Here is a 15688-nt window from a genome sequence, read left to right as displayed (position 1 = left end):
TTATTTAACAGATTCATAACATTTATGTCAAATTATTAAGGATTAACCAAAAATAATACTAACTAACTTAAACTTTAAATGTATGTATAAAAGGATACTATCGAGTTTGGTGTTTGTGCTGTTGATGTGTAGTCAGGCAGTATTGGCGCAAAGTAAAACTGTCACTGGTAAGGTCACCAGTGAAATGGATGGTTCGCCGTTACCGGGAGTAACGGTTATGGTAAAGGGGACAAGTAATGGTACTTCAACCGATTTTGATGGTAATTATACCATTAACGTAGGAGCTGATGCCGTATTGGTTTTCTCCTATGTTGGATTCGCAACTCAGGAGGTTACCGCATCTGGAAAAACAACCGTAAATGTTTCGCTGGCAGAAGATACTCAGCAATTAGATGCAGTAGTAGTTACTTCATTAGGTATTTCAAGAGAGAAAAAGTCCTTGGGATATGCTACTTCTACTATCGATTCTGAAGAACTTGTTGAAACTGCAACTCCCAACTTCGGTACAGCTTTATATGGTAAAGCAACCGGGGTAAGAATTTCTCAGGGACCTGGTGGTTCAACCAGTCCGGTGAATATTCAGATTAGAGGTATTAACTCGATCACGGGTAGAAGTCAACCGCTAATCGTATTAGATGGGGTGCCAATTCGTGATGGAGAAGTGAATAACGGTAATTACTGGGGTGATCAACGACTTAGAGGAAATGGATTGTTGGATATTAACCCGGAAGACATCGATAATATTTCGATTTTAAAAGGAGCTTCTGCAGCTGCATTATATGGTTCTGAAGCAGTGAATGGGGTGGTTTTAATTACCACTAAAAAAGGGAAAGGCAGAGGTCTTGGCGTTAACTTTAGTGTGTCTACAAGTTTTGATGAAGTAGCTTATTTGCCAAAGTATCAAAACGTAAGAGGTCCTGGGTATCCTACCTATCTTTCGGATGCTGGTCAGGATGCAGATGGATTTGTATACTACGACCTTGATGGGGATGGTACTAATGAAACCAGAGGTCTTATCGGAACAACGTTAAACTTCGGGCCAAAGTTCGATGGACAGCCAACGTTATCATGGGATGGTGAAGTACGTCCTTACAATGCACAAACAAATGCATATGAAGGATTGTTCCAGACCGCTAATAACAATATTTATAACATTGCAATTACCAATGTTACTGAAAAGTCGAATACACGTTTTTCATATACCCGTCAGGATTTGGAAGGAGTGAGTTTGAACTCTGAAAATGATAAGAATATTTTCAATTTAAACACCTCTTTTGATTGGGCAGAAAAGTTTAAAACAGATATTACTATAAATTATATCAATCAAACTGTTAATAACAGACCTTATTCAATAGACCGTCTAACGAATAACTTCGGTGGGATGATGTCGAGATTCGATAACGCAGATTGGTATTTAGACCACTATCAGACCAGTTTAGGATATCGTTTTGTAACAGGGAACAATCAAAGTTTAACGCCGGATGAAAATATTATTTATCCTGGATATAAGAGTGCTGTGTTAGATTACTTATGGAGAGTGAACAGACATCAGTTAGAAGAAAAAAGTGATCGTGTAATCGCAAATCTTACCAACTATTGGGATATTACAAAAGGCTTACAGTTAAGAGGTAGAATTTCAACAGATTTCACTTCGATGAGAACTGAAGACAGTCGTGCAACTACAAGACCTTTGGTTTATGGTCCGTCAGGAGCGTTTATTTTAACAAATGATATCAATAAGATCGTTTATGGAGATGTGTTATTGACATATACGAAAGAGTTAACCCCTGATTTAGAGATGTCTTTAATGGCTGGTTACAATGCTACTAAACAAGAGCGTACCATGGTGAGAAGAGCAACCAATGGAGGTTTAAGTGTAGAGAACTGGTTTGATGTGGCAGCCTCGACAAATACTCCGAATTCAGGGAGTGATCGATTCAATATTACTAAGGATGCATTAATCGGTACGGCAAACTTCAGCTATAAAGGATTTTTATTTGTAGAAGGTACGGTTAGACGTGATAGAACTTCAACAATGCACCCTGATAATAATGCATTTACGTACCCTTCAGTTAATTCAAGTTTCGTTTTTTCCGATGCTTTTGAAATGCCGGACTTTATCAACTACGGTAAATTAAGAGGTTCTTGGGGTATTGTAGGTAATTACCCTGATATTTACAGAGCTAATCAGGCTTACACGCAGAATACACTAGGTTCTCAAGGTGGAGGAGCAATTCTTTATACTCAGCTTCCAATGTCACAGGGGAATGATGGAATCAGACCTGAAGAGAAGCATGAATTTGAATTTGGTTTTGAAACAAGAATGTTCGATAGTAAAATCGGATTAGATGTGTCTTACTATAATGCCCAGATTAAAGATCAGATTTTACCATTAACCTTACCGTCTACATCAGGAGCTAATTCTGTATTGACTAATATTGGTACCTTAAGAAATAAAGGTTTAGAGGTTGGCTTAAATGTAACACCTATAGATGGTGACTTTACCTGGGATGTAAGAGTGAATTATGCGAAAAACTGGAATACAATTGAAAAGTTAGCGCCAGGTCTTGATGAATTACAACATACCAACTGGGATGGTGATGCAGCCAAGTTAGTGTCTAAAGTTGGTGAGCCAATGGGAGACTTTTATGTGCACCCTGTAGCAACTGACGATCAAGGTAGAAGAATAGTAGATCCGAATGGATTGTATAGAGTTGATCCAAATGAATATATAAAAGTGGGTAATGCCATGCCAAAAGCAGTGGGGGGTGTTTTTAACTCCTTCTCTTATAAAGGATTCTCATTAGACGCCATGGTAGATTATAGAATTGGAGGACACGTAATGCCAACAGCAATCAACTGGATGATTGGTAGAGGATTAACAGAAGAAAGTTTAAATTATATGGATGCTGAACATGGAGGTTTAAGCTGGTATCAGGATGCTGCCGGTGACAGACATCTTACAGATGCGACACAGGGTCCTAACGGGGAAACTGTATATGATAATGGTATTGTATTAGATGGTGTTAAGGATGATGGATCAACGAACGATTATATCACTTCAAACCCTGAGTATTACTGGACTGTTTATAACTGGGGTGGGCCACAGTATAGCCCGAATACAAGATATGAGTTGTATGTGAAAGAAAATACATATTTCAAAATGCGTGAGCTTTCGTTAAAGTATCAGATACCTAGAGAAGCTGCAGAGAAAATAGGATTCCAAAATATTCAATTATCTGTTTTCGGAAGAAACCTGTTTTACCTGTATAGAACTTTAGATCATTTAGATGCTGAGCAGACAACAGCTGGTTCAAGATGGTTCCAGTCTGTAAACAATTTAGGTACCAATCCTTCTACAAGAACTTTCGGGATGATGATACGTGCAAGTTTGTAATTTGATTAGGTTGTTAATATCAAAAAATTTTAAAATGAAAAAAATATATATACCTATTATAATGGCCGGAGCATTGCTGTTTACCGGTTGTCAAGAATCCGATTTTAGTGATGACTACTCAAGTCCTTCTAAGATCGCGGAAACTACTGTAGATAAACAGTTTGCTGGGTTTATGGTAACCAACAAGGATTACGTGTTGCCTTCCTATCCTAATTACTTTATTGTGTTGAGAACAACACTAACAAGATACAATCAGGCCGTAGGTTGGGTGAATGCTACCAATCAATATGTGCCTGGAGAAGCTGGTATTGCCAGAAGATGGGATAACTACTATAATATGTTAGCTCAGTACAGGGAATTAGAAAAGGTTTATGATGAGCTAACTCCTGAAGAACAAAATAAATATAGAGTGTTCATGTTAACTGCGACTATCTATTTGTATGATCATACACAGAAGGTGGTTGATTTACATGGAGATATACCATTTAATGAGGCAGGAATGTTAAGCCAGAATGGTGGAGATTATATAGGGTCTTTAGCTCCTTATGATAATGCAGAAGATCTGTATACAATGATGCTGGATAATTTGAAAACTTTTGCTGATGAATTAAATAATATCAGCTTTGATTCCGGAACTGCAGTATTATTTAACAATCAGGATTTTCTAAATGGAGGTGACCTTGATTTATGGAAGAAGTATTGTAACTCATTGAGATTAAGAATGCTTACAAGGGTTTCAGGTGTGTCCTCATTTGAGTCAAGGGCAGATTCGGAAATTGCTTCCATCCTAAATAACCCAGGGTCTTATCCGATCATAGAAAGTAATGATGATAATATTCAGATAGAGGTTACAAACCTAGATACACCAATTAACTCTCAAGGTTTTGAAACTGGATTAGAAGATTGGGACGGTAACCTGGCAAGTAAAGCCATGATGGATCATATGAATACCAATGCTGACCCGAGATTGAGAGCAATGTTCGAGCCGGGTGAATCTGCAGGTGGCGTTTATAATGGATTAGATCCTTTATTGACGGCTTCTGAGCAGGAAGCAGCGGTTAGTAGTGGAGAGTTGGCCATCTATAATCGTACAACCTTAAGTAGAAATGATTATTTCCCTGGAGTTTTGATGAATGCCTCTCAAGTGAGTTTTCTTGTGTCAGAGTATTACCTTGGTCAGGGGAATGACGCCATGGCAAAAACCGCATACGAAACTGGGATTAGACAATCTATAGAATTCTATTATTGGTTAAATAGTCTGAGTGCAGATAATGCTGCTGGTGAGCTAATGCCAACAGATGAAGCTGAGATTTCGGCATACCTGATGAGTCCGGGTGTAAGTTGGGATGCTGCTACTACAGGAGCTGAAAAACTAGGATTGATCGGAGAGCAAAAGTGGATTCACTTCAATGTAGTACAGTCTGTAGAGAACTGGTCGGAGTTAAGAAGAATGGACTTACCTGAATTAGAATTCCAGGCAGACCAGGCAAATCCACAAACTTTACCTCCAATGAGATGGATATATCCAAGTGGTGAACGTATATACAATACTGAAAATTATAACCAGGTTAGCGCATCAGATAATTTAACGACAAAAATATTCTGGGATGTTAACTAGTAAGTTCTCATTTAGTTAGTTTATATAGTTTTTTATTGTGTTTGAAGGCCCCGAATGGGGCCTTTTTTTTCAATTCCTGTAAAGGATGGTTGGTTCTGATTTCATGTTATTTGACTTTTGCTAGTTGTTGTTTGTCGAAATATTTTCTTAAAATTTAACTTAATACTAACATTTAGTATGGTTTTTTTAAGAAAAAGTCATAAATTAATCAACAACTAACTTAAATTTCAAATCTATGTGTAAAAAACTACTGCCTTTAATGGTGTTTGTGTTTGCGTTGTGTTCACAAGCGATCTTAGCACAAACGAAGACTGTTACTGGAACAGTTACAGATGCAGATGACGGTTCACCGTTGCCTGGAGTAAATGTGATCTTAAAAGGTACCAGTAATGGTACATCAACCGATTTTGACGGGAATTTTAATATTAGTAATATTCCTGATAATGGTGTTTTAGTATTTTCCATAATTGGATATACTTCTAAAGAAGTTGCAGTTCAAGGGATGACAAGTATTAATGTTTCCCTGAAAGAAAGTGCTGAACAACTTGGAGAAGTTGTGGTGACTGCCTTGGGTATTCAAAAAGAACAGAAGGCCTTAGGTTATTCATTAACTGAAGTTGGAGGTGAAGAGTTATCTACAATTAAACAAACAAATGCAATTAATGCCTTACAAGGTAAAGTAGCTGGGGTGAATATTACCCAAAATGCTACAGGTGCTGCCGGATCAAGTAGAGTAGTGATCAGGGGTGCCAGTTCATTAACAGGGAACAACCAGCCTTTATACGTTGTTGATGGTGTAACCATTAGTAACGAAAATAACGGAGCCGCAGGGCTTTGGGGTGGTTCTGATGGTGGAGATGGTATCTCTAGTTTGAACCCTGATGATATAGAATCTGTGAGTGTATTAAAAGGGGGTGCTGCTTCCGCTCTTTACGGATCCAGAGCTGCGAACGGGGTGATTGTGGTAACTACAAAATCTGGTAAGCAACAAGAAGGTTTTGGAGTAGAGATCAGTAGCCAGGTTACTTTCGATACCGTGGATACTTCTTTACAAGATTTTCAAAGACAATACGGACAAGGTACTCAAGGTAGAAAGCCTGCTAATGAAGCGGAAGCTTTTGATTTAGGACTAAGCTCTTGGGGTGCTCGTTTAGATGGTACTGATGTAGTTCAGTGGGATGGGGTTGAAAGACCTTATTCTTATGTAGGAAGTAATGTTGATCACTTCTATAGAACAGGGTCAACTATGATCAATACTGTGGCTATGACCAATGCTAACGAAAATATGAACTATAGATTTTCTGCTTCAAACTTAGACAGTGATGATATTATTCCAAATGCAGATTTAAACAGAAAGTCTTTTTCTATTAATGCAGGAGCCGTGTTGAATGAGAAATTAACAACACAGGTGAATGCCAAATATATTATAGAAAATGTGCATAACAGAGCGCGATTATCTGATGCGCCTGGTAATGCTAACTTCACCGTGGCAAACTTATCGCCGAATGTTGACGTAAGATTTATGGATCCGGGAGAAAATCCGGATGGAACCGAAAGAGCATACTCAAGTAATACATTTTCGCAAAACCCTTATTGGGCTGCTTACAACTTTAGAAACGAGGATGTTCAGAATCGATTGATTGCTTCCTCTTCTATAAGATATGATATTTTAGACTGGATGTACATAAGCGGTCGTGCCGGGGTAGACCACTACACGATTAGAAGAACTTCAGTAGAGCCTTGGGGTACTGCTTATATTCCTTTAGGGGCTATTAATGAAAATGAAATACGCTATACGCAAGTAGATGCGGATCTGATCTTAGGTATCGAAAAAGATATAACGGATAAATTTAGTACGACGGCTTTCGTTGGAGCAAACAGTAACCATGTGACTCAGGAGAACCTTGGTCAAAGAGGTGCACGCTTTATTGTTCCTGGATTGGAAGATGTTGGTAATACAGAAAACCAATCGCGTAGCAGATCCTATGGCGAGCGTAAAATCGGATCATTATACGGTTCAGTGGAAGTTTCTTATGCGGATATGGCTTATTTAACCTTTACCGGAAGAAATGACTGGTTCTCAACCTTGTCATACCCTGGTAAAGATACACCGAATAACGATTTCTATCCATCAGTGAATGCGAGTTTTATCCTTTCAGAAGCATTTGATATGCCTGAGACTATTAACTTCTTAAAATTAAGAGGTGGTTATTCTGAAGTGTCAGGTGGTGCGCAAGATCCTTATGGCTTAGCTTTAACATATCAGATTTTTGGTCAGGGTCACCAGGGGCAACCACTTGGAGCAATTAACGGGAACTCAGTGCCTAACCCAGGTCTATTACCGTATCGTAAAAAAGAATTTGAGGTAGGTCTTGATGTTCGTTTGTTCTCAAACAGACTTAAGTTCGATTTGGCTTACTACCAAAATAAAACCTTAAATGATATTGTTCCGGCTACAGCATCTGTTTTCTCAGGATATGCAACGGCATTAAGTAATTTAGGGGAAATAGAAAATAAAGGGGTGGAGATGCTTGTTACCGGTGTTCCTGTAAGAACGGAAGACTTTAGATGGTCAACCAGTGTAAATGCCACTTTCAATGAAGGTACTATTTTATCTACCAATGAAGATGGTACAGATATTAGTTTAGGTGAACCGCGAACAAGAAATGTTGAAATTAAGCACATCGTTGGTCAGCCTTATGGTGTTATCTATGGTGTTTCTTATGTAAGAGATGATAGCGGAAATATCGTTTATGATGTTACCGATGATGGAATTCCATTGGCGCAAATAGGAGAGCGTAAAATCTTAGGAGAAGGGGTGCCACCTTGGGTATTAGGTTGGACAAACACTTTTACCTATAAAGACTTTAGCTTAAACTTCCTTATTGATGCGAAGTTCGGAGGTCAGACTTTTTCAGGTACTAACGCAGTTACTTATGGAAATGGTTTACACAAAGCTACTTTAGAAGGTCGTGAAAACGGATTAACCGTTTCAGGAATTGATGGAGAAACAAATCAGCCTTTCGAATTAACTGTAGCTCCTGAAAATCTACAAACCTATTATGGTAGAATTAGTGGAATAGCTGAAGAATTTGTTGACGATGCAGACTACATTAAGTTCAGACAACTTAGCTTGAGCTATAGTTTCCCTGGTAGTTTGTTAGATAAGACTTTCATTCAAAATGCAAGTATTTCACTTATTGCACAGAACTTATTTTATATAAACAGATCAATTGATAATATAGATCCGGAGAGCGCTTATAATGTAGGAAACGCTCAGGGATTGGAATACTTTGGACTTCCAGCGACAAGAAGTTATGGACTTAATTTAAATGTTAAATTTTAAAATGAAACTAATTATGAAAAAGTCAATATATATACTCCTCATTGCTGTCGTTTTAAGTGCGTGCGATCAGGGGTTTGATGAACTCAATGTTGATCCTACAAAGCCGAATCAGGTAAATGTGCAGAATAAGCTTACGTCTACCCAACTTTATACCTCGGGTGAACGTTATGAGAACTGGAGAGCTAATTTAATTTATTGCTCGACCATGATGCAGCATTTTGCCACTACAGCCGGCTATTGGTCAGGAGATAAATACACATGGAACCAGGGATATGCCTCTTCCATGATTGATAGAATATACGGAAATGCAGTTAAAACTGTAGAAGATATGCTTGTGCAGATCGACGAAGAAGGGCTGCCTGAAGAAATGAAATCCATCACTAGAATTATGAGAGTTTTCATTTATCACAGGTTAACCGATCTTTACGGAGATGTGCCTTATAGCGAAGCAGGTAAAGCGGTAATAGATGGAATATTGACACCTAAATATGACGCCCAAAGTGAAATATATGCTGATATGCTGAAAGAACTTGAAGAGGCTACTGCAGCCCTTGGAGATGGAACTTCAGGATTTGGTGCAGCAGATATTATGTTTCAGGGTGATCAGGGTAAATGGAGAAGATTTGGTTATTCTATGATGATGCGTTTAGGATTTAGATTGATAAAAGTAGATCCGGCGGCTTCTCAACAATGGGTGACCAAAGCGATTGCTGGTGGTGTAATGGAGTCGAATGCAGATATCGCATATATTCAACATACACCAGGACCTGAAGGAATCAATAGAAATGGAAACGGAGAGGTGTTTACCGCAGATGCAAGCATGAGAATGAGTGATACATTCATTGCTGTATTACAAGATGATCCTAGACTACCAATCTTGGCAGCACGTAGAAGTGATAACAGTACGGCTCCTGCAGATCTTAAAGGACTTCCAAACGGACTGGATCTTAATATGCTTGAAGAAATGACTGGTGAGGAAAATACAGATTTATATGCTGAGCCTAACCGAAATATCATCACAGGAGAAGATGCTCCTATGTTTTTTCAGACTTATGCTGAAGTTGAGTTTATGTTAGCTGAAGCAGCAGAGCGATGGGGCTTAGCAGGTGGAGATCCTGCACCTCACTACAATGCTGGAGTGAGAGCAGCTATGAAAATGCTTGAACTTTATGGAGAAGCGGCAATCATCGATGATGCTGATATCGATACCTATTTAGCTGCATACCCATTCGATCCTGCAAATGCTTTAGAGCAAATTAATACGCAATACTGGGCGGCAACGTTCTTAAATGAATATGAGGCCTTTGCGAATTGGAGAAGATCAGGATTACCAAACTTAACACCTGTTAATTATCCGGGTAACGTAACCAATGGTACCATCCCTAGAAGACTTACCTACTCAACCAGTGAGCAAAGTATTAATAAAGAGAATTACGATGCTGCGGTTGCAGCTCAAGGTCCAGATCTTTTAACTACCCGTGTGTGGTGGGATGTGGAGTAATAAGTATAGCTTTTAATGTAATTTTAGCTTGAATAAAGGAGAGGAGACTCTCCTTTATTTGGCTTATAATGAAACCGTTTTTTATGAGAAATATAATTGCTGTTCTTTGGGTTTTTTCTTGTTTAAGTTCCTGGTCTCAGGAAAATAAACTTTTCTCTAAATTGAATGCAGATGAAACCGGTATCCATTTTGAAAATACGATTGTAGATGATAGAGAAAAAAATGTTTTACTATATGCAAACTTTTATGGCGGTGCAGGAGTAGGAGTTGCTGATTTTAATAATGATGGTCTCATGGATGTTTATTTCGCCGGGAACATGGTTGAAGATGAACTCTATATTAATAAAGGCCAATTTAAATTTGAGAATATAACTAAAAAAGCGAATTTAATTAACGATGGTGGTTGGTCTACTGGAGTAACAATCGTCGATATAAATAATGATGGCTATAAGGATATTTATGTGAGTAGAGAACTTTATGATCATCAACCTGAATTGCGAAGAAACCTTTTGTATGTTAATAACGGTGATGCAACATTTACCGAGTCTGCAGAGAAGTATGGAATTGCAAATAAGCAACGAACAAGACATGCTACTTTTTTAGATTACAATAAAGATGGGTTTTTAGATCTTTTCTTATTAACCCAACCCCCCAATCCAGGAAGCTATTCTGAATATTTTGGCACTACATTACTAAAGCCGGAATATCATTTAGTTTTATATAAAAACACAGGAAAAGGTAGCTTTGTCGATGTGTCCAAAGAGGCTAATGTAGGATTAACAGGATTTCCAAATGCTGTTTCGGCCTCAGATTTAAATAATGATGGCTGGACAGATTTGTATGTGGCAAACGACTTCTATGCCCCCGATTTTATATTTATGAATAACAAGGACGGAACCTTTACAAATGTGGCCAATACCGCATTGAATCATATGTCTTTCTACAGTATGGGAGTTGACGCCGGCGATATCAATAATGATGGAAACTTAGATGTTTTTGTGGTTGATATGGTTGCAGAAGATAACTTTCGCCTGAAAGCGAATATGAGTGGGATGAATCCTCAGTCATTCTGGAACGTGGTTAACAATGGAGGGCACTATCAGTATATGTTTAATAATTTCCATCTTAATAATGGGAATGGAACCTATAGTGATGTGGCTCAGCTTACCAATATGGCCACCACAGATTGGAGTTGGGCAAACCTGATCGCCGATTTTGATAATGATGGTTTAAAAGATGTGTATATAACCAACGGATTGCTTCGAGATATCAGGAATACGGATGCCGATAAGAAAGTAGGTGCATATGTAATGGAAACAGCCAATAAATGGGTGGCAGATAATCCTAATGGAGGAGAAGTCAGTATATGGGATATATTGGATCTCGAAAAGACACTTTCTATTATTCCTTCGCAACCCATCCCTAATTATGCATTTAAAAATGATGGAGATCTGAATTTTGAAGATGTTAGCAGCCTCTGGGGGCTTGACCAAAACTCATTCTCTAATGGTGCGGCTTATGCCGATTTTGATAATGATGGAGATCTGGATCTGATAGTAAATAATGTAAATTCAAAAGCATTTGTTTACAGAAACAATAGTCGATCAAATAATTACATTCGACTACAATTAAATTCAAAAAATAATATCCCAACACTTGGAACCCGCATAGAAATAACAACCGGATCACAAAAGCAGTATTTTGAAACCACAAATGTTCGGGGAATCTACTCTACAAGTGAAGAAACTGTTCATTTCGGAGTGGGAGAGGTAACCCAAATTGATGAGATTAAAGTCATTTGGCCAAATGATAAAGTGAGTGTTCTTGAAGATGTGAAAGTAAATCAGCAACTTGATTTGCTATTAGAGGATGCGAAAAAGAAAAGAGAGCAATCAAAAAATAGAGATCAGGAATTACTATTTGAAGATATAACCCCCGAAATAAGCCTCAATCATTTTCATAGAGAAAATGAATTTAACGATTTTGATTATCAGGTGTTGTTACCTCATAAAATGTCTCAGTTTGGCCCTTCTTTGGCGGTAGGTGATGTAAACAATGATGATAAAGTAGATTTATTTATTGGCGGTGCAGCAGGACTACCGGCGTCACTTTATATTCAAAATGGTGACCGGTTTGTAAAGTCAGATGTAGATTTATGGAATAAGGAGGCCATGTACGAAGATGTTGATGCAGCGTTTATAGATGTAAATAACGATGGGTTCCTCGACCTGTATGTGGTCAGTGGTGGGAATGAGTTTGAAGATAAAAGTGAGTCCTATGCCGACAGGTTTTATATAAATGATGGATCTGGAAAGTTTAATAAGATGAAGATCCAAAACCTAGATAATATCAGTGGAAGTATTGTCAAAGCTCAGGATGTAGACAATGATGGCGATCTGGATCTCTTTGTTGGAGGAAGATTAAAAGCCAGGAAATACCCTGAACCAACATCTTCCATGCTTTTGATAAATGATAATGGCAAGTTGGTGAATAAAACCAGGAAACTTGCATCAGAAATGGAAAACATTGGAATGATTACCGATGCCATTTGGGATGATTTTAATAAAGATGGATGGGTAGACCTTATTGTTGTAGGAGAATGGATGCCCGTTACATTTTTTCAAAATGTAGAAGGAACCTTGGTTAAAAAAGAAGTGCCAGGCCTTTCAGAAACTACGGGTTGGTGGTTCAGTATAGAAAAAGGAGATTTCGATAATGACGGAGATAGTGATTTTATAGTGGGGAATATTGGTCTTAATTACAAGTATAAAACCTCGCCTGAAAATCCATTCGATGTGTATTATCATGACTTTGATAATAACGGTTCAAATGATATTGTTTTAGGGTACTATCAGGAAAATAAACATTATCCCTTAAGGGGATTTTCGTGTTCCTCCCAGCAGGTGCCTAGTCTGAAAAAGACCTTTAAAAAATATGATGTTTTTGCATCTTTAGAGCTTGAGGAAGTTTATGGTGAGGACAATCTGGAAAAGGCGTTACATTACAAAGCAGATACTTTTGCTTCCGTTTATATAGAGAATTTAGGCAATGGTGAATATGCCTTTAAAGCATTGCCTAATATGTCGCAGCTTTCAAGCATTAATGATATGTTGATTGACGACTTTAATGACGACGGTAATCTGGATGTATTGTTCACCGGAAATTTATTTGTTTCTGAAATAGAGACTACGAGAAATGATGCGGGAACAGGAGGCTTATTGTTAGGTGATGGAAAGGGAGGTTTTGAATTTGTATCAAATACCAATAGTGGGTTTTTCACCCGTGGTGATGCAAAAAAGATGAAATTCATCGAAGATAAGGGCTGGGTGTTAATTGCCAATAATAATGATATACTACAAGTGTTTAAGTTTAATTCGAAATCTGATTTAAAGCAACATCAACGTTCGAAGTAGGAAGCTTGCAATAACCATCTTTACAAACATAAATTACAGTATGGCCAGGTGATAATTTCCCTTTTAATATAGGGAGATTTTCATCTGCTGTACTCCCTGTTAAAATCACATTAGGCAAGAACTGATTATCCAGAAGTGTTCTGGTAGTAATTGACTGATCACCTGTGATTGCTACCTGGTAAGGCGGTGTTATATGCCATAAAATGGGTTTGAGCCATGAGGCATAAAAACGATGATTCTTTGTGAAGTCATTAGAGGCAGGGGTGAGCATATTTTTATAAACCTCCTTGTAGTCTGCTCGATCCAGATAAATTCCCAGTCTATAGTAATTGGTACACATAACCGCATTTCCGGAAGGCACCACATCGTCTCTTAAAAAGATTTTTTTAGCAAAAAGCGCTTCGGTGGTTTTTGGTTTAAAATAAGATAACTGAGATGGGTCTCGTTCAAAATTAAGGGTATACAGATGTATAAGTTTTTGGGTTGCATCAATCCACTTTATGTTGAAAGTAGCCTCGTAAAGGTCTAAATAAGCAGCTGCTAAAAAGCTGTAATCATTCAAAAAGCCATCGATAGTGGCTTTTCCGTTAAGGTAGCTGTGCTTTAAGGAATTTGTCTCATAAACCCTTTTCTGTAGTAATTCTGTCGTTTGGATTGCTATGCGTAACCACTCTTTTTCATTAAAAACTCTGTAGGCCTTTACCAATGCAGAAATGGTCAATGCATTCCAGTCGGTTAAGACTTTTTCATCTCTTGTTGGCGACTTCCTTTCGGATCGATATGTTCTAAGTTTCTCTAAGGACTCCTGCAGTCTTTTTTCATCAAGTCCACCGACATCCTTTTCTAAATACAGGATGTTCTTGCCGTCATTCCAATTACCGTTTTTCGTAACCGCAAAAACTTTATTAAAGTTTGTGAAGTCTGCTCCTAAAACCTTTTGCAGTTCATCGTAGGTCCAGGTGTAATAAGTCCCTTCTTCCTCTTCTGAATCAGCATTCAACGAAGAAATAAATAAGCCCTCTTCTGTGGTCATTTGATTCAATAAGAAATCAATAGTCTGGTAAACCACCTTTTTATAACGTTCGTCCTTGGTTATCTGATAAGCCTTGGAGTAAAGATGGACCAATTGCGCATTATCGTATAACATTTTTTCAAAATGGGGGAATCTCCACTCGGGATCCGTACTATATCTGGAAAAACCACCTTCAAGATGGTCGTATATGCCTCCATTCATCATGGCATTTAAGGTAAGTGTAACCTTATTCAAAACATTCGAATCCTTAGCATAATAGTAATAATCTAAAAGACTATTGAAGCTTTGTGGTAAAGGGAATTTTTCAGTCCCCTTGTAGCCGCCATTAATGGGGTCAAAATCTTCTAGCCATTGTTTAATGCCAATAGATACTACATTTTTGCTGGTTGCAGAGGCTATTTCGCCATTTGGGGACGATTGTTTGGCTAATTCATTTTGAATCAATGCACCTTGATTTTCGAAACCATTTGGGTTGAGCTGATAGTTTTCTGAGGCAAATTTTAAAATTTTTATCCAGTTGTTTTTGTTTTGATAGGTGGTGGCGTATATCGGTTTTCCATCAGGTAACGCAATAATGTTCAGAGGCCATCCGCAATCTTCACTTAATAGGCGACAGGCTTCCATGTAGATGTTATCAATATCTTGACGCTCTTCCCTGTCAACTTTAATCGAAACAAAATTAGCATTCATTTCCTGGGCTACCTCTTCGCTTGAAAAGGATTCCTTCTCCATTACATGGCACCAGTGACAGGCCGAATAACCAATACTTATTACGATTAGTTTGTTCTCTTTTTTTGCCTTTTCTAAAGCCTTATTACCCCATGGATACCAATCGACAGGATTGTTTTTATGTGCAAGCAAATAGGGGCTGGTTGAATTTTTTAAATGATTTGAATTTTGACCATTAATAGTTATGGTGCATAAAAAAGTCAGGTATATAATGAATAGGTGGTGCCTCATAGGTTTGCATTAAGAAAGTACATCTTTTATATGTATCTTTATAGTGTCGTATTCATAGCGTGAATTGTGCAAAATACACATTGTTCTAAAGGTAATGTTTTTTAGCTTTTGGCCTTGGTTGTTGGTCGAATTATTTAAAAATTGCTGTGATAGTTTAGGAAATTAGTAGCTCCATAATAATAGGCTTTAAAATCTGAGAAGATACTTCTGAAAATAAGTTTATTTAATAAAAGGAACGCGTTTTGTGAAAGATGTGTCAAAGATTTATATAAGGGATTGAAATAAATTATCTTGCACTATTATATGGAGTAATAAGCCAATATCCAATAAAATATAAAAATAAGTAATCATGATTGCTGAAGAACAGTTAAGGAACCTAAAAGATATAAGTTACCAGGAGGCAGGTATTTATGAGAACAC

6 protein-coding genes are annotated in these 15688 nt (G+C 37.8%); 5 read left to right on the top strand and 1 reads right to left on the bottom strand.

All coding sequences use genetic code 11. The annotated features are described in order from the left end of the window. Positions 1–82: 82 nt before the first annotated feature. From P278_RS10945 to P278_RS10925, 5 genes are all read left to right on the top strand, one after another. On the top strand, positions 83–3397 hold the full coding sequence (locus P278_RS10945) for a SusC/RagA family TonB-linked outer membrane protein (RefSeq protein ID WP_038266607.1): 3315 nt from the start codon (positions 83–85) through the stop codon (positions 3395–3397). A gap of 34 nt (positions 3398–3431) precedes the next feature. Next, a complete protein-coding gene (locus P278_RS10940; RefSeq protein WP_038266605.1) occupies positions 3432–5015 on the top strand; it encodes a SusD/RagB family nutrient-binding outer membrane lipoprotein in 1584 nt (527 codons plus the stop codon). Between the two features lie 235 nt (positions 5016–5250). Further along, positions 5251–8361: a SusC/RagA family TonB-linked outer membrane protein gene (locus P278_RS10935; RefSeq protein ID WP_038266603.1), complete on the top strand. Its 3111-nt coding sequence runs from the start codon at positions 5251–5253 to the stop codon at positions 8359–8361. A gap of 13 nt (positions 8362–8374) precedes the next feature. Next, positions 8375–9862, top strand: coding sequence for a SusD/RagB family nutrient-binding outer membrane lipoprotein (locus tag P278_RS10930; protein ID WP_051413569.1), 1488 nt, complete (start codon positions 8375–8377; stop codon positions 9860–9862). Between the two features lie 83 nt (positions 9863–9945). After that, a complete protein-coding gene (locus tag P278_RS10925) occupies positions 9946–13275 on the top strand; it encodes a VCBS repeat-containing protein (protein WP_038266601.1) in 3330 nt (1109 codons plus the stop codon). Here P278_RS10925 and P278_RS10920 read toward each other — a convergent pair. Next, entirely contained in the window at positions 13232–15268 is a 2037-nt protein-coding gene (locus P278_RS10920; protein WP_082436142.1) for a thioredoxin domain-containing protein, read from the bottom strand. The two genes, P278_RS10925 and P278_RS10920, sit on opposite strands and share 44 nt — an antisense overlap. Positions 15269–15688: the final 420 nt, after the last annotated feature.

The organism is Zhouia amylolytica AD3, from assembly GCF_000511935.2.
Lineage (GTDB): Bacteria > Bacteroidota > Bacteroidia > Flavobacteriales > Flavobacteriaceae > Zhouia > Zhouia amylolytica.
Note: the sequence above shows the minus strand (reverse complement) of the source record. Positions and strands in the feature narration are given on the sequence as shown.